Source organism: Paenibacillus marinisediminis, from assembly GCF_054343325.1.
The window spans coordinates 610,813-637,039 of sequence record NZ_JBTGUH010000002.1 but is presented as its reverse complement, the minus strand read 5'-3'; the positions used below and the strand labels follow the sequence as shown (position 1 = coordinate 637,039).

The window sequence follows — 26,227 nt, the reverse complement described above, 5'->3', positions numbered from 1 at the left end:
TCGCCTTTGACGTCGTTATAGCAAGTTAGTTATGTATTACGATATCACCGTTATAAATATCATCAGGAGGGGTGTTGAGCAATGACGGATAAGAGACAGCGATTTGAGCTGCTTCTCAAACAGGTTGATTTGCCAGGAGAATTTGTCCAGCAATTCTTTCATGACGGATGGATCGAACGTGTTGAAACGAGCCGTACGAATCGAGAGTGGACTATATATATTACGAAACCGTCCGTAGTTCCGTCAGAGGCTTATCGTACCTTTTGTCTGAAAGTACAAGATAAGATGTCGCATATCGCGAAGATTCGCATCATTTTTCAATATGAAGATTCTGTTTCACATCAAGAGCTAGTCGAAGCTTACTGGGGCTTGTTTATTGAATGGGCGAAGCGTGAAGTGGCGTCGGTTAATGGCTGGCTGAGTCGAGCGCTGCTCGAGGTTGAAGGCGACCTTGTCATCTTATCCTTGACGGATCAGATGTCATTGGAACTCGCTAAGAAGAAGCAAATTGATGAGATGATCAAGCAATTTTTCGTGACGTATTTCTCAAGAACCGTTCGTGTCCAATTGAAGCTGGGCAATGATACGGAAGCAGTCGAAGCCTTTCAGGCGAAGCTGGTGGCGGAAGAGCGAGAGGCTGTATCCAAGCTGATGGAAGAGGCTGAGCGCGCTGCTGCTGAGCAGGCGGCGGTCGAAGCTGGTGAAATTCCGGAGAAGCTGCAATATGGATATGAGATCAAGGATAATCCAACTCCGATTATGGATGTGCAGGATGAGGAGAAGCGAGTAACGCTTCAGGGTACTGTATTCGGATTAGAGGTTAAAGAGCTGCGCAATGGCAGCACACTGTATACGTTCAATGTAACAGACTTCTCGGATTCGATGTTGGTTAAAATGTTTGCCAAGACGAAAGATGACGTGCTGCGATTAAACTTGATTGCAAATGGCAAATGGGTAAGAGTTCGCGGACGCGTCGAGTATGACCGCTTTATGCAGATTCCTGAGCTTGCGATGATCGCCTCCGACATTATGGAAGTGACGGCGCCGCCGGAACGTCAGGATAATGCAGCTGACAAGCGGGTAGAATTCCATCTTCACTCGTCAATGAGCACGATGGATGCTGTTACATCGATAAGTGATTATGTGAAGCAAGCTGCAAAATGGGGACATAAAGCGATTGCCATTACGGATCACTCGAACGTGCATTGTTATCCGGAAGCGGCTAAAGCAGGTAAGAAGCACGGCATGAAGATTATTTACGGTCTTGAAGCCAACGTAATCAATGATGATACTCAAGTTGTGCTCAATCCGGAACCTCGCAATCTTAAGGAAGCTACTTATGTCGTATTCGATATCGAGACCACGGGCTTGTCTGTTTCCAGCAACAAGATTATTGAGCTTGCAGCGGTCAAGATGCAGGATGGTAAGGAAATAGATCGGTATGCTTCATTTGTGGATCCTCATGAACGAATTCCATACAACATTCAGCAGTTAACGAATATTACGGATGAGATGGTACAGGGTGCTCCTGAGGTTGACGAAGTGCTGAAGCGATTCGTTGAATTTTCGGGCGATGCGATCGTTGTGGCGCACAACGCGCGCTTCGATATGGGCTTCGTACAGCATAACTTGAAGAAGCTGGGCATGCCGGAAATGACCAATCCGGTTCTGGATACATTGGAACTTGCTAGATTGCTTCACCCAACGATGAAAAATCACCGTCTGAACACATTGGCGGATAAATACAAAGTATCACTTGAAAGCCATCACCGCGCGATTGACGATACGATCGCGTTGGCAGGTATTTTGCTGGGCTTAGTTAACGATGCTTATCAGATTAAAGCGATCGAGATGCTGGATCGGCTGAATGATTATGTGGGACAAAATCTGTTCAACTCCCGACCATTCCATTGCGGTATCTATGCGCTGAATGCGGTTGGTAAAAAGAACCTATATAAGCTCATATCGATGTCACATACGGAATACTTTAACCGTGTGGCCTGTATCCCGAAGAGTAAGCTGGTTGAAATGCGCGAAGGCTTGCTCGTCATATCGGGCTGCGAAAAAGGCGAGTTCTTCGAGACGGTATTGAATAAGTCGCAGGAAGAGGCAGAACAGGTCGCCGAATTTTATGACGTGCTTGAGATTCAACCGATTACGATGTACATGCATCTCGTCGAAAAAGGATTAGTTGGTTCTCCTGAGCAGATTCAAGAGGCGCTGCGTAAAGTGGTTGCGATCGGTGATAAACTGGGAAAGATGGTCATCGCGACGGGCAATGCGCATTATTTGAATCCGCGGGACAAGCTGTTCCGCGATATTACGATTCACGGGATCACTGGCTTCAGCCCGTTGAAGGATATTCGCAAGCCTGATGCACATTTCCGAACGACGACAGAAATGCTGCAGGAATTTGAATTCCTTGGCAAAGAAACCGCTCAGAAGGTTGTAGTCACGAACACCAACGAGCTTGCGGATCGCTTTGAGGAAATTAAGCTGTTTCCAAGCGAGTTGTTCACTCCGATTATTGAAGGCGCGGACGAAGAGATTCGTACGAAGTGTTATGAAACGGCGAAGAAGCTATATAGCGATGAACTTCCAGAGCTCGTAGTTGCTCGATTGGAGAAGGAGCTCGGCCCGATCATCAAGTTCGGCTTCTCTGCCAACTATTTGATCTCGGAGCGCTTGGTGAAGAAGTCGAATGAAGACGGCTATCTCGTAGGTTCACGGGGGTCGGTAGGATCCTCAGTGGTCGCGATGTTCCTCGGGATATCCGAGGTTAATCCGCTTCCTCCTCATTATTCCTGCCGCAATGAAAACTGTAAGCATAGCGAATGGTTTACAGACGGCAGCGTTCCTAGTGGATTTGACCTGCCGGATAAGGAATGTCCGAATTGCGGTACAGTGATGAAAGGCGACGGACATGATATTCCGTTCGAAACTTTCCTAGGGTTCAAAGGCGATAAGGTTCCCGATATCGACCTTAACTTCTCTGGCGATTATCAGCCGCATGCGCATCACTTCACCAAGATTATGTTTGGTGAAAAATGCGTATATCGAGCGGGAACAATCGGTACGGTTGCGGAGAAAACAGCTTTCGGCTATACAAAGAAATATGAAGAAGATTATCACAAGAAATGGCGTGGAGCAGAGCTCAACCGCCTTGCTTCCGGGTGTACTGGCGTTAAGCGAAGCACGGGTCAGCATCCTGGCGGTATCGTCGTCGTTCCAGATTATATCGATGTTGAAGATGTTACGCCGGTTCAGTATCCAGCCGATGACCAAACGGCGGAATGGAAGACGACTCACTTCGATTATCACGCTTTCGAAGAGAACCTGCTTAAGCTCGATATACTCGGACACGATGATCCGACTATGATGCGTATGCTGCAGGATCTAACGGGTGTTGATCCGACGACGATCCCGATGAATGATCCGAAAGTCATGAGTATGTTCAACTCGGTAACTGCGCTTGAGGTAACACCTGAGCAGATTCGTACGCCGGTAGCAACCTATGGCGTGCCGGAGATGGGTACACGTTTCGTACGTCAGATGCTGATCGAAGCGCAGCCGTCCACATTCGCCGATCTACTGCAAATTTCCGGTTTGTCGCACGGAACAGGCGTATGGCTCGGCAACGCGCAGGATCTAATCAAGAACGGTGTCTGCACGATCAAGACCGTTATCGGTTGTCGAGATGAGATAATGCTGTACCTCATCTATAAGGCGGGAATGGATGCGGGTCTTGCGTTCAAGATCACGGAAAGTGTTCGTAAAGGCAGAGGCCTGCCGCAGGAATGGATTGACGAGATGAAGAACTGCAATGTGCCGCAGTGGTACATTGATTCTTGCTTGAAGATCCAGTACATGTTCCCGAAAGCCCATGCTGCCGCTTATGTCATATCTGCGGTGCGGACGGCTTACTATAAGCTGTATCATCCGATCGAATATTACGCGACGTACTTTACGGTTCGTGCGGAGGACTTTGAGATTGATGTGTTATGCCAAGGCTATGAAGCGATCGGCAAGCTGATTGACGAGATCGAAGCAAAGGGATTCCAAGCTACGACTAAAGAGAAGGGCATGATTTCCATTCTCGAGATGGCGCTGGAAATGACAGCTCGCGGCTTCAGCTTCAAGCCATTAGATCTATACCGCTCTGACGCTACCAAGTTCCTCGTTGACGGCACGTCGCTCATCCCGCCATTTTCAGCTGTACAAGGAATTGGTGAGAACGCGGCGAAGAATATCGCTGCTTCGCGTGAAGGCGGCGAATACTTGTCAATTGAGGATTTCCAACAGCGCTCGAAAGCTACAAAGACGATCGTTGAATTGATGACTCAGATGGGCTGCTTCCGCGGTCTTCCAGAGAGCAATCAGCTGTCGTTGTTCTAGTCGAGATCGCAAAGCAAGTACTCGTTGGAAAACGATGGAGAGGTGCTGGTGTTCGCGTGTTAAGGTTATGCCCTTGCCATTTGTCAACTGGCTGTGATATAATTTTTTGGTAATCATGTGGATACATCCGTTGAGAAAGAGTGGGGAAACCCACTCTTTCATTGTTGCCAACCTAAATTTGCGCTAATGACGGATATGACAATAGATCATGATGAGATTAACCTAACGTATTGGGAGGTACCCAGCTTGAGCAAACCGAGCATTACTTCAATCGTTGAAGAAATGGTAACGCCTTTCCTTGAGGAGCATCAATTCGAATTGGTGGATGTGGAATACGTCAAAGAAGGAAGCAGCTGGTTTTTAAGAGTATTCGTCGATAAGGAAGGCGGCATCGATATTGATGATTGCGGAATTATTAGCGAGTATCTTAGCCAGAAGCTAGATGAGAATGATCCGATTGCGGATGCTTATTTTCTTGAAGTTTCTTCACCAGGCGCTGAAAGACCGCTTAAGAAGGTGGAGGATTATGTGCGCGCAGTCGGCAAACATGTCTATGTGACTACATATGAACCCATCAACGGACTGAAAGAATTCGAAGGTACGCTTGCATCGTTCGACGGTGAAACGGTAAACGTTCGCGTTGGCAAAAAAGAGCATAGCCTGCCGTTCAACAAGGTAGCAAGCGCCCGTCTGGCGATTGTATTCTAGATGATTCACTGAAAATTGAAAATGATATGGAAATGAGCCGATATTCGGCTGGAAGGGGGAGCTTAAGACATGAGTATCGATTTTATCGAAGCACTGTCGGAAATCGAGAGAGAAAAAGGAATCAGTAAAGAAATATTGATCGACGCGATTGAAGCCGCATTGATCTCCAGCTACAAACGCAACTTCAACGCAGCACAAAATGTTCGTGTTGATATCAACCGCGCAACTGGTGTTATTAAGGTATATGCTCGCAAGACTGTCGTAGATGAGGTGATGGACCCTAGACATGAGATCTCGGTCCAAGCTTCACGTGAAATTAACCCGAACTATATGCTGAACGATGTCTGCGAAATTGAAGTTACGCCGCGTGAATTCGGCCGCATCGCTGCGCAAACGGCGAAGCAGGTTGTCACACAGCGCATTCGTGAAGCGGAGCGCGGACTGATCTATAATGCGTTCATCGACAAATCGGATGATATCGTAAACGGTATCGTTCAACGTCAGGATCTGCGCAACGTCTACATTGACCTTGGCAAGGTTGAAGCTGTTCTTCCATTGAATGAAATGATGCCAAACGAGAAGTTCAAGCACGGAGATCGTGTGAAAGCATACATTACGAAGGTGGAGAACACGAACAAGGGTCCACAAATCACACTTTCACGCACGCACCCAGGATTGCTGAAGCGTTTGTTCGAACTGGAAGTTCCAGAAATATTCGACGGCGTCGTCGAGATCAAGTCGGTCGCGCGCGAAGCGGGGCAACGTTCGAAGATTGCTGTATACTCCCGCAATCCGGAAGTAGACCCTGTCGGTTCCTGTGTAGGACCTAAGGGCATGCGCGTTCAAACGATTGTGAATGAACTGCGCGGCGAGAAGATTGATATCGTTCGCTGGTCTGAAGATGTGGAAGAGTATGTGGCGAATGCGCTTAGTCCTTCCAAGGTCGTGACAGTTGATGTTCATGAGGATGAGAAGATGGCACGTGTTATCGTCCCAGACTATCAATTGTCGCTTGCTATCGGTATTAAAGGACAGAATGCACGTCTTGCTGCCAAGTTAACTGGCTGGAAGATTGATATTAAGAGTGAATCACAAATTGACGAGGAACCGTTGTCCGGAGATTCAGCTGATGACAGCGATCTCGAGTGGGCGAACGAATAATCACCGAGGCGCGGCCATTCTCGTATGATCCGGTCGCCTTCCTTGGAAGGATAGATCGAGTCGTAAGGAGGCATAGTCATGAAACCGAGAAAAGTTCCGCTGCGCAAATGTGTAGCATGTCAACAAATGATGCCAAAGAAAGAACTGATCCGTGTCGTAAAGACACCTGAGGACGAAATACTTATTGATCTAACGGGCAAGAAGTCGGGTCGTGGAGCTTATCTGTGCGGTAAGCTGACCTGCTTCAAGCTGGCTCACAAATCCAAGGCTCTTGACCGTGCTCTTAAGCATCAAGTGCATTCCGATATATATGAGCAGTTAGCGCAAGACTTCATTCGCGTGGAAGACGAGTTTCTTGCCGGCAAGGAGCGAGAAGATGATCAACAATAAAGCGCTCTCCCAGCTGGGGCTCGCGCAGCGCGCAGGCAAACTGGTAACGGGAGACGACATTGTATTTAAGGCTGTACGTAATAAGCAAGCTCATCTTGTGTTCGTAGCCGGCGATGCCTCTGAGAACACGAAGAAGAAGTTTCGCGACAAGTGTCGGACCTACCACGTTCCACTCGTCATCGGATTTACTCGCGATGAGCTTGGCGAAAGCATAGGTAAGCTTGACCGTGTCATCGTCGCTGTGACGGACCATGGTTTTGCGACAATGATGAAGAGCGTGCTTATGACTATGTCGGAGGTGGAGTATATTGAGCAAACAAGAGAAGGACAATAAGGACAAATTAAGAGTTTATGAATATGCTAAGTCAATTAACATGAGCAGCAAAGAAATTATTACGATTCTAAAACGTCTTAGTGTGCCTGTTAACAATCATATGAGTGTAATGGAGAATGATGCTGTGGGTAAAGTAGAGCAATTTTTTAAAGATGTCAAAGCAAATGCACAAGCCAAGCGAGAGGTTCAGACTTCTAAACCTCAAGCACAAGTAAGTCAATCACCAAACGTATCGGCGGAAACGCCGAAACAGAACGAACAACGTGAACAGCGCGAGCAGCGTGAGCCTCGTGAGCAGCGTGCTCCGCGCGAACAAGGTTCGAATTCACGTCCTGAAGGTCAACACAGCGGTAATCGCGACGGCCAACGTCAAGGCCAGGGCGGTCAAGGCGGCTACCGCGGCAATCGTGATGGCCAACGTCAAGGGGGCCAAGGAGGCCAGGGCGGCTATCGCGGCAATCGCGACAACCAAGGTCAAAGACCGCAGGGTCAAGGTCAAGGTGGCCAAGGACAAGGCGGAGACCGTCCGTACCGTCCGCGCGACAACCAAGGCCCAAGACCGCAAGGTCAAGGTCAAGGTGGTCAAGGACAAGGCGGAGATCGTCCGTACCGTCCACGCGACAACCAAGGCCCAAGACCGCAAGGTCAAGGTCAAGGTGGCCAAGGACAAGGCGGAGATCGTCCGTACCGTCCTCGCGATAACCAAGGTCAAAGACCACAAGGTCAAGGGCAGGGTGGTCAAGGCGGCTACCGCGGCAACCGTGACGGTCAACGTGACGGCCAACGTCCTGCTGGTCAAGGCCAAGGCGGCTACGGCGGCAATCGCGGTTCATCCTCGAAGCCAGCGGCTCCAGCACCAGCGCGTTCTGTAGTAGAGAAGCCGCAACCGGCTCGCCTGAACCAGAATCCGCGCCCGAACAAATATAATGAAGAAGAGCGCAATGGTGGTCGCGGCGGCAAAGGCCAAGGCCAAGGCGGCAAGCGCTTCGATGATTCACGCAACAATGCACGCGGTGGACGCTTCGGCAAAGGAAGAGGCAAGCAAGGCGGCCGTCCTCAAGAAGTGCGTGAAAAGATTGATAATACACCGAAGAAAGTTATCGTACGCGGTACGATGACAGTTGGTGAAGTTGCGAAGCTTCTCCATAAAGATGCGTCTGAAGTCATCAAGAAATTGTTTATGATGGGTGTTATGGCAACTATTAACCAAGAGCTTGACCTTGATACAATCCAGCTTATTGCGGATGACTACAAGGTTGAGGTTGAACTTAAGCTTCCTGTACAGGAGGATCCGTTCGAAGAGGTTGAAGAAGCTGACGAAGAAACAACACTTGAGATTCGTCCACCAGTCGTAACGATCATGGGTCACGTCGACCATGGTAAGACTACCTTGCTCGACTCCATCCGCAAGACAAACGTTACTGGCGGCGAAGCCGGCGGTATCACTCAGCATATCGGTGCATATCAAGTTGAGATCAACAATAAGAAGATCACGTTCTTGGATACACCAGGTCACGAAGCGTTCACTATGATGCGTGCGCGTGGTGCTCAAGTTACAGATATTACGATTATCGTTGTTGCAGCAGATGACGGCGTCATGCCTCAGACTGTTGAAGCAATCAGCCATGCGAAAGCGGCTGGAGTTCCGATCATCGTAGCAGTTAACAAGATTGATAAGCCGGAAGCTAATCCAGATCGCGTTATGCAGGAACTAACAGAGTATGAGCTTGTCCCTGAACAATGGGGCGGCGATACGATCTTCGTTAACGTTTCCGCTAAGCAGCGCATGGGTATTGAAGAGCTTCTCGAGATGATTCTGCTCGTTGCTGAAGTGAATGAGTTCAAGGCGAATCCAAACAAACCTGCACGCGGTACGGTTATCGAAGCAGAGTTGGATAAAGGCCGCGGTCCTGTCGCTCGCATCCTCGTTCAGCAAGGAACGCTGCGCGTTGGTGACGCACTCGTAGCAGGCACATCCTTCGGACGCGTGCGTACAATGGTAAACGATCGCGGACGTCGATTGAAAGAAGCGGGTCCATCTACACCGATCGAGATTACAGGTATGGCTGAAGTGCCGCAAGCAGGCGATCCGTTTATCGTATTCGAAGATGAGCGCAAAGCTCGTTCGATCTCCGAGAAACGTACGACAACGCTTCGTCAAAGCCAGCTTGGCTCGAACACTCGCGTAACGTTGGATGATCTGTTCCAGCACATCAAGGATGGCGAGATGAAAGAGCTTAACGTTATTATCAAGGCTGACGTTCAAGGTTCGGCGGAGGCACTGCGCGGCTCCTTGCAGAAGATTGATGTAGAAGGCGTACGCGTTAAGATCCTGCATTCCGGCGTAGGTGCGATTACCGAATCGGATGTTATCTTGGCGACTGCATCCAATGCAATCGTGATCGGTTTCAACGTACGACCAGATGCTCAGGCGAAGCTTACAGCTGAGCAAGAGAAGGTAGACGTTCGTTTGCACCGTATCATTTACAAGATCGTAGAAGAAATTGAGCAAGCGATGAAGGGTATGCTGGATCCAGAATACAAAGAAGTTATTCAAGGTCACGCCGAAGTTCGCAACTTGTTCAAGATCAACAAGACCTTTATCGCAGGTTGTATGGTTACATCCGGCAAGATTACCCGCAACGCTGAAGTACGCGTAATTCGCGACAGCATTGTCATCCATGAGGGTAAGCTTGATTCCTTGAAACGATTCAAAGATGATGCTAAAGAAGTGGCTCAAGGCTACGAATGCGGTATCATGATCGATAAGTTTAACGACATGAAAGAAGGCGACGTTATCGAAGCGTTTATCATGGAAGCTGTTGAACGCAAATAAGTCGCTTTACAGAACTAGAGGTGATTGTCATGGCCAAAATTCGTGCAGGGCGTGTTGGAGAGCAGATTAAGAAAGAATTAAGTCAGCTTATCCAAATGGAATTAAAAGATCCTCGTATCGGTTTCTTAACTGTAACCGGAGTAGAAGTCACGAATGATTTATCTATGGCTAAGATCTATTTAAGTGTCTTGGGTGATGATGAAGCACGCGAGAACTCGCTGAAAGCGCTGGAGAAGGCCAAAGGCTTCCTTCGCTCTGAGCTGGGCAAGCGCATAATGCTTCGCCACACACCTGAGCTAGTGTTTAAGTTAGATTCATCGATTGAGTATGGAAGTCGAATTGAACGCATCTTAAACGATATACGGGATGGGAATGAACAACATGACCAATAATCCTGGCCACCAAGAAACGAACCATGTAACAGGCAGCGCTGCGCTGCCTGTTACTGGTTCGTTTCCGGCTACATACAGACACGATCTTGATCGTGCACTGCAGTTTATCCGAGAGCATGATGATTTTCTTGTCGTTGCCCACGTCCATCCGGATGGTGATGCGATTAGCTCAACACTAGCTATCGGTTGGCTGCTGCGTCATTGGGGCAAGACGTATACGATGATGAATGAGAATCGCATACCTGGACGGCTTCATTTCTTGTATGATGTGAAATCGGTCATTATTAGCGAACTTGAGCATAAGCCTGAAGATCGTGTGTTCAATGCAGTCATTTGTGTGGATTGCGCTGACTACGAGCGAATCGGAAAGATTATGAATCGAGTCGCACCCGATGCTCATATTTTGAATATTGATCATCATCCAACTAACAATCACTACGGTGAAGTTGCGCTGATTAGGGAAGATGCAGCCGCCACAGCAGAAATTCTATTCGATTTATATGAACATGCAAGTATTCAGCTGGATGTTGATGTAGCGACGATACTCTATACTGGATTATTGACTGATACTGGCGGGTTCCGTTACAGTAATACGACCCCTCACGTGATGGCTATAGCCTCTAAGCTGCTCGCATATGGCGTGAACGGTAATCTAATCGCTGATCGCCTGCTAGAGCAAATGACGCTAGCACAGATGAAGCTTATACAGCGTGGCTTGTCCCGCCTAACTTTTTCCGAAGATAACCGAATATCTTGGCTGTGGATAACACCTGAGGATATGCAGGAGACAGGGGCTTTGAATGAGGATCTTGAGGGACTAGTCAATTATCCGCGCAATGTAGAGGGCGTTGAAGTCGGCATATTATTTAAACAGTTGGAAGAGACGCGACTCAAAGTCAGCTTGCGGTCGGGTGAAAAAGTTAATGTAGCTGCAATTGCACAGCATTTTGGCGGAGGCGGCCATATTCGCGCGGCTGGCTGTACTCTGTTAAAGCCGTTGGACGAGGCGATAAATGAGGTTATTGAGCAGGTGAAGCAGCATTTATGAGTAAACTTGATGGCGTGCTTCCAGTATGGAAGCCGGAGGGATGGACTTCTCACGACGTCGTAGCCAAGGTGCGCGGCATTACGAGAGAACGGAGAATTGGACATACCGGTACGTTGGATCCGATGGTTACCGGTGTGCTTCCTTTATGCGTCGGTAGAGCGACTCGAATCGTAGAGTATTTGCAGGAGTTGCCGAAGCAGTATGAGGCGGTGCTTCGTTTCGGTATTGCAACCGATACTGAGGATGCTACGGGTACTGTTATTGCATCGAAAGATGCATCAAGCTTGACGGAAGAGCAGGTGCGCGAAGCTATTCAGCGATTCATCGGCGAGATCGATCAAGTTCCACCTATGTATTCAGCGGTGAAAGTCGACGGCAAACGATTATACGAGCTAGCCCGCGAAGGCAAAACCGTTGATCGCAAAGCTCGGCGAGTGACCGTTTACGATATTGAGATATTGGATATGCAATTGGGAACGAGTGAACCAACCGTTCGATTACGGGTTACTTGCTCGAAAGGAACTTATATCCGTACACTATGTGTCGATATAGGACAAGCATTAGATATTCCCTCGACAATGGAATCGTTAATTAGAACGAAGTCGGCACATTTTGGACAGGAGCAGTGCTATACGTTTGAGCAGATTCAGGAGGCAGCTGCACGCGGCAGTGTGCAGGAGCTATTAATGCCTGTTGAGACGGCAATGTCGTATTTGCCTGCTATTACGGTAATGGATTCATTTGCACATTATGCCGTTCAAGGTAAGGGCATTCCATTCCGTGCCTGTTATTTCCAACCTTTGACGAATCAGTTGTATCGATTGTATGATGAACAGGGAACATTTTACGGGCTATTTGCAGTACCTGAAGGCAGTGATGCTTTGCGTGCTGTTAAAGTGTTTGCCTCCTAAAGCAGCCGACAGGCGCACTTCATGGTCATCTTCGTGGATAACTGGAAGTGCGTCGGCCTTGCAACTGAATTTGTGAATGGATTAACATACTAATCCTGAGATGGATGGGTGGAATACGAACAACATGGAAACGATATTTTTAACGAATTCCCTTCAAGATGCAAGTTGGCTTGATTACAAACCACAGGTATTAGTGCTTGGACATTTTGACGGCATACACAAGGGTCACGCTCATGTTATAGAGCGCGCGCTTGCATATGGGAAGCAGCATCATCTGCCGGTGAGCTTGATGACTTTTCATCCGCATCCGAAGGGAGTGTTCGGAAGATCAGGCTATGATCGCTTTTTAACGCCGTTAAAAGAGAAGCAGCGCTTGCTGAGCGAGCTGGGTCTTGACCGAATGTACGTAGTGAACTTTGACCATCAGTTTGCAAATGCGACTGCTGAGCAATTTGTGCAGGCTGTTTGCAGCTTGGGAGCCAAGCATGTTGTCTGCGGCTTCGACTATCGCTTTGGACATAAGGGGAGCGGGACAGCATCATATATGCAAGAATGGGGCAAAGATTGCTTCACAGTCGATATCGTAGAGCCATGTAACGAGGAAGGGCTGAAAGTGAGCAGTACTCGTTTGCGAGCTTACTTGGCAGAGGGAGATATTAAGCTCGCGAATCAATTGCTGGGACGTCCCTATACGATCTCTGGCGAGATTGTGCATGGAGAGAAACGCGGTCGTACGATTGGATACCCGACTGCCAACGTTCAACCTGAGGAACCCTACTTTATCCCGCGACTTGGAGTTTATGCGGTAAAGGTCGAGGTTAGAGGAATCACCTACGATAGTGTGTTAAGCATCGGTCTAAAACCAACTTTCCACAGCAATATATTAGAGCCGATCATTGAGGCTCACTTGTTTGATTTTAATGAAGATATTTATGGTGAGACGATGACGATATTCTTTGTTGAATATATTCGTCCAGAAGCTAAATTTGCTTCAATCCATGAATTAATTGAGGCAATTAACCAAGATGCTGAAGAAGCACGTAAAATATTGCATCCAACTTCATCTTAACATTTACTTTGTCATTTACTAGTGGTATACTAGTCACATTGTTGTGCATTAGCGCAGCAAGTCCACTGCTTGGTGGTACGATCTCACCGACGTCTACGAGGCTTTAGGACTATAATAATTATTTAGGAGGTGAATAGGATGGCATTGACTCAAGAGCGTAAGCAACAGCTTATCGAAGAGCACAAGACTCATGCTTCCGACACAGGTTCTGCGGAAGTGCAGATCGCTATCCTTACGGAAAACATTACGAACTTGACGGAGCATCTTCGTACACACAAGAAGGATCACCACTCCCGTCGCGGTTTGTTGAAGATGGTAGGCCAACGCCGTAAATTGCTGGCATACTTGAAGAACAAAGATGTTAAACGTTACAGCGCATTGATCGCGAAACTCGGTCTTCGTCGCTAATAGCTCTGAACCAAGCAGCCTGGTTGTTACTGCCCGCGACAGTGTGGCATGCAACTGGGTTGCTTTTTATTCATGTTAGGATGTATTGCAGTGCTTATCATTGCATCTCTTTACATAATTAGACTTATTATTTCGCCGCGGATGCGGTTTTTGTATAGCATTGCAGGAAATAATGGGACTAGCTAAGAAAACTATAACGCAACATATTGAGGAGGGATTTTCCATGCATCGCATCGAGATGGATCTAGGCGGAAGACCGTTCGTCATGGAATACGGCCGGTTAGCTAAGCAAGCTAACGCAGCGGTAACGGTTCGCTATGGCGATACAGTTGTATTATGTACGGTGACTGCTTCTAAAGATCCGAAGGATTTGGACTTTTTCCCGCTGACTGTCAATTATGAAGAGCGCATGTACGCAGTCGGAAAGATTCCAGGCGGATTCCCGAAACGTGAAGGTCGCCCGAGTGAGAAGGCAATATTGTCAAGCCGTCTGATTGACCGTCCAATTCGACCATTGTTCCCGGAAGGCTTCCGCAACGATGTTCAGATTCTGGATCTTGTCATGAGCGTAGACCAAGATTGTCCGCCAGACATTGCTGCAATGATCGGTACTTCAGCAGCACTTAGCATTTCTGATGTTCCATTCAACGGACCAATCGGCGGCGTTATTGTCGGTCGCGTAGATGGTCAATTTATTATCAACCCTACGGTTGAGCAAGAAGCGAAGAGCGATATTCACGTAGTCGTTGCCGGTACGAAGGATGCCATCATGATGGTAGAGGCGGAAGGCAATGAGATTCCGGAAGAAATTATGCTTGAAGCTATTCTGTTCGGCCATGAAGTCATTAAGACGATAGTAGCAACGATTGAACAGTTCGCAGCAGTTGCAGGTAAAGAGAAGATGGATGTTCATCTTCACGCTGTAGACAGCGATGTGAACGCGGAAGTGCGTGCATTTGCACAAGCGCGTCTCGTTGAAGCGATTCGTATTCAGGAGAAGCATGCTCGTCAAGACGCAATCGATGCAGTCAATGCAGATGCCGTTGCTCATTTTGAGATAGTTTATGCTGACGCCCCTGAGAAGCTTGAAGATGTTAAGGAAACGCTGTATGACATCGTAAAAGAAGAAGTTCGCCGCCTCATTACGCATGATAAAGTGCGTCCTGATGGAAGAAAATTGGATGAGATTCGTCCGATCGACTGTGACACTCATCTGTTGCCGCGTACTCACGGCTCCGGCTTGTTTACTCGCGGACAGACTCAAGCGCTTAGCGTATGTACACTTGGTACTCTTGGGGAAGTTCAGATCATTGATGGCCTAGGCTTGGAAGAATCGAAGCGCTTCATGCACCATTACAACTTCCCGCCGTTCTCGGTCGGTGAAGCTCGTCCTTTGCGTGCTCCAGGTCGACGTGAGATCGGTCACGGTGCTCTTGGTGAGCGTGCATTGTCCAAGGTTATTCCGTCAGAAGCAGACTTCCCGTATACAATTCGCCTTGTATCAGAAGTTATTGAGTCCAACGGTTCAACGTCACAGGCAAGCATATGTGCAAGCACAATGGCTATGATGGATGCAGGTGTTCCGATCAAAGCGCCAGTTGCTGGTATCGCTATGGGCTTGATCAAAGATGGAGAGCATTTCTCAATCTTGTCCGATATTCAAGGTATGGAAGATCATCTTGGCGATATGGACTTCAAGGTAGCAGGGACTGCTGAAGGCGTAACAGCTATTCAAATGGATATTAAGATTGACGGTATCGATCGTGAGATCTTGAGTCAAGCCCTTGCACAAGCACGCGAAGGTCGTATGCACATTCTGGGCAAGATGCTCGAAGCGATCGATAAGCCACGTGAATCACTGTCCGAATATGCACCTAAGATCCTGACGATGACGATCAATCCGGAGAAGATCCGCGATGTTATCGGTTCCGGCGGTAAAGTCGTGAACAAGATCATTGAAGAAACTGGAGTTAAGATCGATATCGAGCAGGATGGACGTGTATTCATCGCTTCACCTAGCCAAGAAGCGAATGAACGCGCTCGCGATATTATCGACGGCATCGTTCGCGAAGTCGTTGTTGGTGAAATATACACAGGTACAGTTAAGCGTATTGAGAAATTCGGCGCATTTGTTGAAATTCTGCCGAACAAAGACGGCTTAGTGCATGTATCTCAATTGTCTACTGAACGTGTTGAGAAAGTAGAGGATGTTGTCGCTATCGGCGATAAGATCGAGGTTAAGGTTGTTGAGATCGATCCACAAGGTCGTATTAACCTATCTCATAAGGTTATACTCGATCCAACAGCGGAAGGTGTTGTGAAAACTTCCGCAGCGCCTAGACCAAGACCGCGTGACCGTGAAGGAGATCGTGGAGGAGACCGCGGACGTGATCGCGATCGCAGACCATCAGGCAATGGACAAGGTCCGCGCAGCCCGCGCCCAACTCAATCCTAATACAATCGACCTCTTATGACCATCGTGTTCTAAGAGGTTGTTTCACCTGAATCAAGCAAGGAAAGAGGCAGAATATTTCTGGCTCTTTTTTTTGTATGTTCTCATTCGACTCTGCTGAATACAATATGATGACAAAAGTAATGGGAATCCTGATTAGTTCCAAATGGTATAATATGCTTGCTTCTCTTCAATCATTCCTTCTTCATGTCTAGTCTTTGCAACTGACCGCATAACGATGGGGCGTTGTGCATAGAATGTTAGCAATGGAAGGACAACTATAGAGGGACAACCATAGAAGGGAAGAACGTCATGACGAAGTTTACAATGCGCAAACTCATTACTATTCTGATGAGCAGTCTAGCTGTCATACTGATTGCAGAATGGACTGACGTTGGCAGCTTTATAAAGGAACAGAAAGAAATAGTGATGCAGGCATCTGCTGCGCCAAGCGACACTGTGTCGGAGGATGCGCTGATGACACGAATTAGAGAAGAAGCTAAGCAGCGGTATGTCGCACCGATTGATGCTCAGGTGGACCGGGTGTGGAAGGCGATACCAGGCTATAATGGCTTAGAAGTAGATGTCGATGCCAGCTACAAAAAGACGAAGGAAGCGGGCAAGGATGCTCCGCTTCAGCTCGTATACCGTGAAGTACCGCCTAAGATAACTTTGGATCAATTGCCTCCCCAGCCTATATTCAAAGGCAATTCGAATAAAGCAATGGCCTCAATTATGATCAATGTGGCTTGGGGAAGCGAGTATATTGAGCCGATGCTTAATACGTTGAAGAAGGAACAGGTTAAGGCAACTTTTTTCTTTGATGGCTCATGGGTAAGAAAGAATCCAGAACTAGCGAAAAAGATAGCTGATGAAGGACATGAGATCGGCAACCATGCCTATTCACATCCCAAAATGAGTCATCTGGACGAAAGCAGACAGCGCGAAGAAATATCGAAGGCAGAGCGTTATATTAAGGAAGCTACAGGAGTCAATAGCAAATGGTTTGCACCTCCGTCAGGAGACCTGAATGCAACAACGTTGAAGGTTGCCAATCAGCTCGGGATGAAAACTGTGTTGTGGACTGCGGACACCATTGACTGGCAGAAGCCTAGCCCTGCGACAATTATTGAGCGAATCCGCAATAAGACAGGAGCAGGTATGTTGATTTTGATGCATCCGACAGCACCGTCCAGTCAAGCGCTTGGGGACTTGATTCAAATGATCAAAAAGCGCTCTTTAACGTTAGGCACAGTCAGTGAAACTTTATCTGAATCCCGTATTATGGATGGTAAAGTTGAGTAAAGTGCAGATATTTGGTAGGATAGTATAGCATTCATCACGGTTGAGGAGGACCTCCGTTGGAGAAACTGCAATTGCGAAACGGCTTGCGAGTCGTCTTAGAGAGAATACCTACCTGCCGTTCCGTATCATTCGGAATTTGGGTCAAGACCGGCTCCAGATATGAGAATGAGGACACGAACGGTATCTCCCATTTTATAGAACATATGTTGTTCAAGGGAACAGAGCGTTTTGACGCGAAAGATATTGCTGAGTCATTTGATGCGATAGGCGGCAATGTGAACGCCTTTACATCTAAGGAGTACACGTGCTACTACGCTAAGGTGTTGGATGAGCATTTGCCGATTGCGGTAGATGTGCTGTCAGATATGTTCTTCCGTTCTAAGCTGCAATCAGAGGAGCTGGAGAAGGAACGTAATGTCATACTGGAAGAAATATCGATGTATGAAGATACACCTGATGATATGGTGCATGATCTAGTGACTCGCGCAGCTTATGGCTCTCATTCGCTGGCATATCCGATCTTAGGAACGGAACAATTGCTGCAGCGCATGACGCCGGACACACTTCGTCAATATATGAAGCAGCACTATACCATCTCCAATACGGTTATAGCGGTTGCAGGTAACATTGACGTTTCGATTGTTGATTTGCTGGAGAAGCACTTTGGGGATTTCAGCAATGATCAAGGGCAGGAACAGATCTATGTACCTGAGTTTCAGAGCGATCTGCTCTATCACCAGAAGAAGACCGAGCAGAATCATATCTGCATGAGTTTGCCTGGTTGTTCCATATCAGATCCTCGAATTTATGCGATGATCTTGTTGAACAACACCATCGGCGGGGGAATGAGCTCGCGTCTGTTTCAGGAGATTAGGGAGAAGCGCGGTTTGGCTTATTCCGTGTATTCCTATCATTCATCTGCAGCAGACAGCGGCTTATTCACGGTTTATGCTGGCACAGCGCCTAAGCAGACGAAAGATGTGCTGGAACTGACGATGGAGATCCTTAAGGATATGACGGTTAAAGGGATGACGGCAGACGAGCTGCGCAAAGGGAAGGAACAGTTGAAGGGAAGTCTGATTCTTAGCCTCGAGAGCACAGGAAGCCGTATGAACCGACTTGGAAAGAACGAGCTGATGCTCGGCAAACACTATACACTCGATGAAATGATTGCACGTATCGACGCGGTAACGATGGAAGATGTGGACGTTATTCTTCAGCGCATGGTTGAAAAGCCATTTGCGGTAGCAATGGTTGGCGCGAACGATCAAGCGATCTCAGCTATTAGGAGGGATTGTCTTGTACCAACAGTATGAAGTTCAATTTAAACGATTGCCAGGCAATGAAGATGTGAACTTGCCGGCGCGTATGTCTGAGCTGGCTGCCGGCTTCGATCTGTATGCAGCTGTGAAGGAGCCGCTGACGATAGCGCCTGGGCACCGTGTTCTCGTACCTACAGGCTTCGCGATGGCGCTTCCGCCGCAGCTGGAAGCGCAGATCCGCCCCCGCAGCGGACTGGCATACAAGCAGGGCATCACTTGCTTGAATTCACCTGGCACAATCGACGCAGATTATCGCGGCGAAGTGAAGGTACTGCTCATTAACCATGGACAGCATGCTTTCACCATCGAACGCAATGAACGAATCGCGCAGATGGTCATCCAGGAGGTTCCGCATGTAAAGATCGTGGAAGTTGAAGAGCTATCGGATACGACACGCGGTGAAGGTGGATTCGGCCATACAGGCGTAAAATAGAACTCATAACTTGTTATACATAAAGCGTTGGCTCCTATATGGGGGCCAGCGCTTTTGTAATTTAGAGGACTTATCGGATTAGACGCTGTACGCTCTGCACCCTTTCTAGGCGGCTGCATAAGATGATGTATACGTGTCAGACCATGGAGAAAGGAGAGAACGGCGAACATGTTAACCGGAATTCATGTTGTGTTCATAGGCGGAGACGCTCGGCAGTTGGAAATGTTTCAGAAGCTGGCGGAGATGGATGCCAGCGTCACACTAGTCGGATTTGACCAACTGTCAAATCCTTATCATGGCGTTCAGCGACAGCCACTGTCCCCAGAGCTGCTGGCGAAAGCTGACGCTCTCGTGCTGCCAGCCGTTGGAACCGATGATAACGGGCGCGTTCACGCGATATTTACGTCAGAAGAGCTGACGCTTACGGAAGAGCATGTAGCAGCATTGCCTAAGGAGTGTCTTGTGTTTACGGGGATGTCGAAGCCTTACCTCAGTAAATTATGCGCAAAGCATCGAATTCGGCTGATCGAACTGTTTGAGAGAGACGATGTTGCCATTTACAACTCGATCCCTACAGCTGAAGGCGCGCTTATGATGGCTATTCAGCACACGGACATTACACTTCATGGTTCAGATATTATCGTTCTCGGGATGGGAAGAACTGGCTTTACGTTAGCTCGGACATTGCTGGGATTAGGGGCGAATGTCAGAATCGGAGTTCGTAGAGATGAGCATTTTGCAAGAGCTTCTGAAATGGGATTTAAGCCGTTTTATTTGCGCGAGCTGGCGCAGAGCGTGTCAAATATCGACTTGCTTTTTAATACGATACCGACTATGATAGTCACAGCGCAGGTCATTGCTCAGATGCCGAACCGCGCGGTGCTAATCGATCTGGCCTCGAAGCCGGGCGGCACCGATTTTCGGTTTGCGGAGAAGCGTGGAATTAAAGCAATGCTCGCACCCGGTCTTCCTGGTATCGTAGCTCCGAAAACTGCAGGTCGTATTCTCGCGAACAGCATTAGCCGGCTCTTGCTGGAATCTATGCAGAATCGAGGGAATGACCATGAACTTTAACGGAATTACGGTGGGCTATGCGCTTACAGGCTCTCATTGTACATTTGACGAGGTTATGCCTCAGATTCAACGTTTTGTTGACCTTGGTGCCAGAGTAATACCGATTGTATCACACACAATCATGACGACAGACACTCGTTTTGGTACTTCCGCTCATTGGCAAAAGCAGTTGAAAGATATAACAGGTAATGATATGATTTCTACAATTGTTGAAGCCGAGCCGCTTGGGCCGTCTAAACTGCTTGATGTACTTGTGATTGCGCCGTGTACGGGCAATTCAACGAGCAAACTCGCTAATGCGATGACGGATGGACCGGTGCTTATGGCGGCGAAGGCGCAGATGCGCAACCAGCGGCCGTTAGTTCTTGCGATTTCCACGAATGATGGGCTCGGATTGAATGCTGCCAACATTGCGAAGCTGCTCATTATGAAGCATATTTATTTCGTTCCGTTTGGTCAGGATAATCCGGTACAGAAGCCGAATTCACTTGTTGCCAGAATGGATTTGATTCCTGAAGCGTGTGCAGCGGCACTTGAGGGCAAACAGCTCCAGCCGATGCTCATCGAACGCTTTCAGTATAAATGACTTACGGAGCGGAGCGTGATCGTACAGATTCACGCTCTTTACGCTCCAAGGCGCAATAGAGGGGAGAAACGACAGATGACGAATCAAAAGCGGTTTAATGTAGCAGTAGTTGGTGCCACAGGAGCAGTAGGGGAACAGATCTTGAAGCTGCTCGCGGAGCGTCAATTCCCAATCAATAAACTGAAGCTGTTATCTTCTGCTCGTTCAGCAGGCAAGAAGATTGAGTTTAACGGGGCAGAATATACAATAGAGGAAGCACGTCCTGAAAGCTTCGACGGCGTAGACATTGCGCTGTTCAGCGCAGGTGGAGACGTGAGCAAGGCGTTATGTCCTGCTGCAGCTGAACGAGGCGCAGTATGTATTGATAACACTAGCGCTTACCGAATGGACCCGAATACACCATTGGTTGTACCAGAGGTTAACCCTGAGAAGATTCGTGAACATAACGGCATCATTGCCAATCCTAACTGTTCGACGATCCAGATGGTTGCCGCGCTGAAGCCGCTGCAAGACCGTTATGGTCTCGAACGCATTATTGTTTCCACTTACCAAGCTGTTTCAGGAGCTGGCGCTCGTGCAATCGATGAGATGCTGCGTCAGACGAAGGAAGCGCTCGAAGGCCGCCATGTGGAGGCTGACATCCTTCCTGTATCGTCTTTGCCTGTAAAGCATCAGATCGCATTTAATGCTATTCCGCAGATTGATAAGTTCGATGCAAACGGCTTTACAAATGAAGAGCTGAAAATGATTAACGAAACGAAAAAAATTATGGGCGACGACAAGATTCAAGTGACTGCGACATGCGTGCGTATCCCTGTCGTATATGGACACTCCGAGTCGCTTTACGTAGAATTAAAAGAAGAATTCGATCTGCAGGAAGTTCGCGAGCTATTGGAGAAGGCTCCTGGTATCACTGTGGTTGATGATCCGTCCAATCAGGCTTATCCATTGGCTACTGATGCTGCTGGCAAGAAGGATGTATTCGTCGGCCGCTTGCGCCGAGATCTTGACCATCCGCGAGCGTTGAACATGTGGATCGTGTCCGATAATTTGCTCAAGGGTGCTGCATGGAACGCTGTGCAGATTGCTGAGCATATTGCAGCGGAACGTCAAGAATAGTCAGAAGACAGGCAGGGAAGCTCCTGCCTTTTTCTTTCGGTAAGAATCTTTTCTTATCGATGCATACTTGAAGCTGGACTGCTGCCGTCCATGGCAGCTCTATATAGCAATGCTTTGTTCTGGCAGTCAGTCTTTTTAGGTTGGGGGAAACATTAGATGCGTATATTAGTTCAAAAGTTCGGTGGTACTTCCTTATCGACATCAGAAAACAGAGCAAAAGTAATTCAACATATTCGTCGTGAACTGGCTGAAGGCTACCAGCTTGCTGTCGTTGTATCGGCTATGGGGCGTAAAGGTGAACCTTATGCGACAGATACATTGCTGGATTGGGTTCGTCAAAATGGAGACCAGTTGCCTGCGCGGGAGCAGGATTTACTGCTGTGCTGCGGTGAGATTATTTCTGCGACGACGCTGTGCAGCTTGCTGCAAGCGGAAGGCATATCTGCAACCGTGCTCACAGGCGCACAAGCCGGCTTTAAAACAGATGATCATTATGGAAATGCCCGTATTCTGGATATCCGTCCGGAGCGGGTCATTGCTGCATGGAAACATAATCAGGTTGTTATCGTAACCGGCTTCCAGGGTCAAACGGAGCAGGGTGACTTTACGACGCTCGGCCGCGGAGGCAGCGATACTTCTGCTACCGCATTAGGCGCAGCGCTTCATGCAGAGATCGTTGACATATACACTGATGTGAACGGCATATTAACGGCTGATCCTCGTATTGTTGAGGATGCTAAGCCGTTGCATATCGTTAGCTATGCGGAAATTTGCAACATGGCTTACCATGGTGCTAAGGTTATACATCCGCGGGCTATAGAGATTGCGATGCAGGCCAATGTACCTGTGCGCGTACGATCTACCTTTAGTGATGACGAAGGAACGCTAGTTACGCACCCTGAAGGCTTTCGTGATCAAACAAAAGGGATCTTTGATCGATTTGTCACCGGTATTGCGTATGTTAGCAATGTGACACAGATAACGGTTAGCGCTCAAGACGGGGCGGATGACTTGCAGTTAAATGTGTTCAAAGCGATGGCACACAACCAGATCAGTGTTGACTTTATTAATGTTACCCCTTCAGGGGCAGTTTATACGGTATTCGATGCAGATGCCGATAAGGCGTTGGAAGTTCTGAACGAAATGGGATATTCACCAAAATCATTATCGGGATGTGCCAAGGTATCGGTTATTGGCGGCGGTATGAACGGTGTGCCAGGCATCATGGCTCACATTGTAGAAGCGTTGACGAAGCAAGAGATTCAGATTCTTCAATCTGCTGATTCCAATACGACGATATGGGTGCTGGTGCGCAAGGAAGATATGGTTCGCGCGCTGCGGGCTCTGCATACCAAGTTCGAGCTTAATCGTTAACGAGTAATGAAGAAGGAATAACTGCGGTAATGCCATGTGTTCGTACCGCAATGAACAGGGAGGGCTTAATTGTGGATTTCGGGAGATTGATTACGGCGATGGTCACGCCGTTTCATGCCGATCAAACAATCAATTGGTCGGAAACTGAGCGATTGATTGATCATCTTATTGAGGATCAGAAGAGTGATGCACTCGTTGTCAGCGGGACGACTGGTGAAGCACCAACGCTGACCGATGAAGAGAAAGTCGAACTGTTCCGTTTTACAGTCGAGAAGAGCAATGGACGCGCTAAGATTATCGCGGGTACGGGAAGCAACAATACTGCGCATTCGATTCATCTGACGAAGCTGGCTGAGCAGGCAGGTGTTGACGGTGTATTGCTTGTTGTGCCTTATTATAACAAACCGAGTCAGGAAGGAATGGTTCAGCATTTCAAGGCGATTGCTCAATCGACATCGCTGCCGATTATGCTGTATAACGTGCCAGGACGCACTGGAAGCAGCATCAGTGTGGATACCACGCTTCGTCTGGCTCATGAAGTGTCTAATATTGTCGCTACAAAAGAATGTCACTCCATTGAACAAGTGTGCCTAATTGCTGGTCGTGCTCCTGAATCGTTCCGCGTATACACTGGAGATGATTCAGCGACATTGCCTGCACTTAGTGTTGGTGCTTATGGTGTAGTCAGCGTGGCGTCTCATGTGATCGGCGCAAACATGAAAGAAATGATTCAGCATTACGTGGAAGGTCGTGCGCAGCAGGCTTCAGTGTTGAATTTCAAGCTGTACCCTGTATTCAAGGGTTTGTTTGAAGCTCCGCACCCTGTTCCGAACCCGGTTGCTGTCAAATATGCATTATCTTTAACAGGGTATCCGGTTGGCGGTGTTCGTTTGCCACTGGTAGATGCCTCTGCTTCCGAACAGCAATTTATACGCGAATTGATGGCTGATTATCTAAAATAAATTCTCCGTGAATAATAGGCAATTGCCTTATAATAGCTGCTATTTAACCGCCGATGCGACACTGCATCGGCGGTTTGTTTTTAGGAGACGTTAACTTGTAAGTAAAACGCCGACTTGTGTTTTTTCCATTTGTTCATGTATAATGATTTACAAGTGACTGGGTGCGGTATATTTAAAATTATGAAAGATGTTCATTGGTACGACGGCCAACTGAATACAGGAGGTTATGATTGACATTGTCGAAGAAGAACAACTCGGATAAATTGTCTATATTTGCGTTGGGCGGCGTAGGTGAAATCGGAAAGAACATGTACGTTGTTCAATATGGTAACGATATTGTAGTTATTGATTCAGGTTTGAAATTTCCCGAAGAAGACATGCTCGGTATAGATATCGTCATTCCAGATATTTCGTACTTGACTGAGAATCGTGATAAAGTAAGAGGAATTGTCATTACTCACGGACACGAGGATCATATTGGCGGATTGCCTTATGTACTCAAGCATCTGAATGTACCTGTATACGGTACTCGACTGACGCTTGGACTAATAGAGAGCAAGCTGCGCGAAGCGAATTTACTCGGTGAAACGAAGCGTATTCTTATTAATGCAGATTCAGAAGTAGAGCTAGGATCTATAACAGCAAGCTTTTTCAAAACAAACCATTCAATTCCAGATTCCGTGGGTGTGTGTCTCGAAACACCTGAAGGCGTCGTTGTACATACTGGCGACTTTAAGTTTGATCACACACCGGTAAACGGACAATATGCTGATCTTCAGCGCATGGCTGAGATCGGTAAGAAGGGCGTTCTCGCACTGTTGTCTGACAGTACGAACGCAGAACGTCCAGGCTTCACACCGTCGGAAAGCAGCGTGGGGGTTGTGCTGGAGGACATATTCCGCAAAGCTCAGCAGCGTGTCGTAGTTGCGACTTTCGCTTCTAACATCCACCGCGTACAGCAGGTAATTGAAGCCGCACATGCAACAAACCGCAAACTGACTGTAGTAGGTCGAAGCATGGTGAACGTCGTCACGATTGCTTCGGAGCTCGGTTATCTTAACATTCCGGACGGCATGCTCATTGAGCCGGAAGAAGTAAATAAGATGGCAGCAGATCGCGTTGTAGTCTTGTCCACAGGTAGTCAAGGTGAACCGATGTCCGCTTTGACAAGAATGGCTCGCTCTACGCATCGTAAAGTTGATATATTGCCAGGTGACACCGTCGTCATCGCGGCAACGCCAATCCCAGGCAACGAGAAATATGTAGGTCGCACAGTGGATGAATTGTTCCGCTTAGGTGCGAATGTCATATACGGCGGATCTAGTACAGGCGTACACGTATCTGGTCACGGAAGCCAAGAAGAACTTAAGCTGATGTTGAATCTGATACGTCCTAAATACTTTATCCCAATTCACGGTGAATATCGCATGCTTCGTCACCATGCGAAATTAGCTGAGGATGTAGGAATTGAACGTGAGAATATCTTTATAACGGATATCGGTGACACTATCGAGATCCAAAACGGCGTTGCGCGCCGAGGCTCCAAAGTACCTTCTGGCTACGTCCTTATCGATGGGCTGGGTGTAGGTGATGTAGGCAACATCGTATTACGTGACCGCAAGCTGCTGTCGCAGGATGGCATTCTGGTTGTTGTCGTTACGTTGAGCAAGCAAGACGGCACGATCTTGTCTGGTCCTGACATCATCTCCCGAGGATTTGTATATGTACGCGAATCAGAAGGTCTGCTTGATGAAGCCAACCGCATCGTTTCATCAACCTTGCACCGGTTGATGAGCGAAAACGTGAACGAATGGGCGTCATTGAAGACGCATGTAAAGGACGCTTTGGGTCGGTTCTTGTATGAACAAACTCGCCGTCGTCCAATGATCCTTCCTATAATTATGGAAGTATAGTTAGATTCAGAACTCAATTTAGAAGTGTGACCTAT

Annotated in this window: 21 protein-coding genes; all 21 read left to right on the top strand. The window is 47.9% G+C overall.

The window, feature by feature from the left end:
* The first annotated feature begins 81 nt into the window (after positions 1-81).
* The 21 genes from ACXX53_RS08635 to ACXX53_RS08535 all read left to right on the top strand — a co-directional run bounded on the left by ACXX53_RS08635 (position 82) and on the right by ACXX53_RS08535 (position 26,192).
* A complete protein-coding gene (locus ACXX53_RS08635) occupies positions 82-4,395 on the top strand; it encodes a PolC-type DNA polymerase III (RefSeq protein WP_458568216.1) in 4,314 nt (1,437 codons plus the stop codon).
* 246 nt (positions 4,396-4,641) lie between these two features.
* Positions 4,642-5,103, top strand: a complete 462-nt coding sequence (gene rimP / locus ACXX53_RS08630; protein WP_458568215.1) for a ribosome maturation factor RimP — start codon at positions 4,642-4,644, stop codon at positions 5,101-5,103.
* Between the two features lie 69 nt (positions 5,104-5,172).
* Positions 5,173-6,264 carry a transcription termination factor NusA gene (nusA, locus tag ACXX53_RS08625; RefSeq protein WP_458568214.1) on the top strand — a complete coding sequence of 364 codons (1,092 nt, stop codon included), beginning with the start codon at positions 5,173-5,175 and terminating at the stop codon, positions 6,262-6,264.
* Positions 6,265-6,342: 78 nt separating this feature from the next.
* A complete protein-coding gene (gene rnpM, locus ACXX53_RS08620) occupies positions 6,343-6,654 on the top strand; it encodes an RNase P modulator RnpM (RefSeq protein ID WP_458568213.1) in 312 nt (103 codons plus the stop codon).
* The gene (locus ACXX53_RS08615) at positions 6,641-6,988 is read left to right on the top strand and encodes a L7Ae/L30e/S12e/Gadd45 family ribosomal protein (RefSeq protein WP_458568212.1); all 348 of its coding nucleotides are present in this window, start codon (positions 6,641-6,643) and stop codon (positions 6,986-6,988) included. Before rnpM ends, ACXX53_RS08615 begins: the two co-directional genes overlap by 14 nt.
* Positions 6,963-9,824, top strand: a complete 2,862-nt coding sequence (gene infB / locus ACXX53_RS08610; RefSeq protein WP_458568211.1) for a translation initiation factor IF-2 — start codon at positions 6,963-6,965, stop codon at positions 9,822-9,824. The genes ACXX53_RS08615 and infB overlap by 26 nt, the downstream gene beginning before the upstream one ends.
* A 29-nt stretch (positions 9,825-9,853) precedes the next feature.
* The gene (gene rbfA / locus ACXX53_RS08605; protein ID WP_458568210.1) at positions 9,854-10,216 is read left to right on the top strand and encodes a 30S ribosome-binding factor RbfA; all 363 of its coding nucleotides are present in this window, start codon (positions 9,854-9,856) and stop codon (positions 10,214-10,216) included.
* Complete coding sequence (locus ACXX53_RS08600; RefSeq protein WP_458568209.1) at positions 10,197-11,264, top strand: DHH family phosphoesterase; 1,068 nt, start codon at positions 10,197-10,199, stop codon at positions 11,262-11,264. The genes rbfA and ACXX53_RS08600 overlap by 20 nt, the downstream gene beginning before the upstream one ends.
* Complete coding sequence (truB, locus tag ACXX53_RS08595; protein ID WP_458568208.1) at positions 11,261-12,175, top strand: tRNA pseudouridine(55) synthase TruB; 915 nt, start codon at positions 11,261-11,263, stop codon at positions 12,173-12,175. The genes ACXX53_RS08600 and truB overlap by 4 nt, the downstream gene beginning before the upstream one ends.
* A gap of 124 nt (positions 12,176-12,299) precedes the next feature.
* Positions 12,300-13,244: a bifunctional riboflavin kinase/FAD synthetase gene (locus ACXX53_RS08590; RefSeq protein WP_458568207.1), complete on the top strand. Its 945-nt coding sequence runs from the start codon at positions 12,300-12,302 to the stop codon at positions 13,242-13,244.
* A gap of 138 nt (positions 13,245-13,382) precedes the next feature.
* A complete protein-coding gene (gene rpsO / locus ACXX53_RS08585; RefSeq protein WP_458568206.1) occupies positions 13,383-13,652 on the top strand; it encodes a 30S ribosomal protein S15 in 270 nt (89 codons plus the stop codon).
* A gap of 223 nt (positions 13,653-13,875) precedes the next feature.
* Positions 13,876-16,107: a polyribonucleotide nucleotidyltransferase gene (gene pnp / locus ACXX53_RS08580; RefSeq protein WP_458568205.1), complete on the top strand. Its 2,232-nt coding sequence runs from the start codon at positions 13,876-13,878 to the stop codon at positions 16,105-16,107.
* Between the two features lie 309 nt (positions 16,108-16,416).
* On the top strand, positions 16,417-17,409 hold the full coding sequence (locus ACXX53_RS08575; RefSeq protein ID WP_458568204.1) for a polysaccharide deacetylase family protein: 993 nt from the start codon (positions 16,417-16,419) through the stop codon (positions 17,407-17,409).
* 56 nt (positions 17,410-17,465) lie between these two features.
* Positions 17,466-18,725 (top strand): M16 family metallopeptidase, encoded by a 1,260-nt coding sequence (locus ACXX53_RS08570; protein ID WP_458568203.1) that lies wholly within the window; start codon positions 17,466-17,468, stop codon positions 18,723-18,725.
* Positions 18,709-19,164 (top strand): dUTP diphosphatase, encoded by a 456-nt coding sequence (gene dut / locus ACXX53_RS08565; protein WP_458568202.1) that lies wholly within the window; start codon positions 18,709-18,711, stop codon positions 19,162-19,164. The genes ACXX53_RS08570 and dut overlap by 17 nt, the downstream gene beginning before the upstream one ends.
* Before the next feature lie 168 nt (positions 19,165-19,332).
* On the top strand, positions 19,333-20,238 hold the full coding sequence (gene dpsA, locus ACXX53_RS08560; protein ID WP_458568201.1) for a dipicolinate synthase subunit DpsA: 906 nt from the start codon (positions 19,333-19,335) through the stop codon (positions 20,236-20,238).
* The gene (locus ACXX53_RS08555) at positions 20,228-20,824 is read left to right on the top strand and encodes a dipicolinate synthase subunit B (protein WP_458568381.1); all 597 of its coding nucleotides are present in this window, start codon (positions 20,228-20,230) and stop codon (positions 20,822-20,824) included. The genes dpsA and ACXX53_RS08555 overlap by 11 nt, the downstream gene beginning before the upstream one ends.
* A 75-nt stretch (positions 20,825-20,899) precedes the next feature.
* Positions 20,900-21,943: an aspartate-semialdehyde dehydrogenase gene (locus ACXX53_RS08550; RefSeq protein ID WP_458568200.1), complete on the top strand. Its 1,044-nt coding sequence runs from the start codon at positions 20,900-20,902 to the stop codon at positions 21,941-21,943.
* A 156-nt stretch (positions 21,944-22,099) separates the two neighbouring features.
* Positions 22,100-23,317: an aspartate kinase gene (dapG, locus tag ACXX53_RS08545; protein WP_458568199.1), complete on the top strand. Its 1,218-nt coding sequence runs from the start codon at positions 22,100-22,102 to the stop codon at positions 23,315-23,317.
* Between the two features lie 71 nt (positions 23,318-23,388).
* Positions 23,389-24,279, top strand: coding sequence for a 4-hydroxy-tetrahydrodipicolinate synthase (gene dapA / locus ACXX53_RS08540; RefSeq protein ID WP_458568198.1), 891 nt, complete (start codon positions 23,389-23,391; stop codon positions 24,277-24,279).
* Positions 24,280-24,515: 236 nt separating this feature from the next.
* Positions 24,516-26,192 carry a ribonuclease J gene (locus tag ACXX53_RS08535; RefSeq protein ID WP_458568380.1) on the top strand — a complete coding sequence of 559 codons (1,677 nt, stop codon included), beginning with the start codon at positions 24,516-24,518 and terminating at the stop codon, positions 26,190-26,192.
* Positions 26,193-26,227 lie beyond the last annotated feature (35 nt).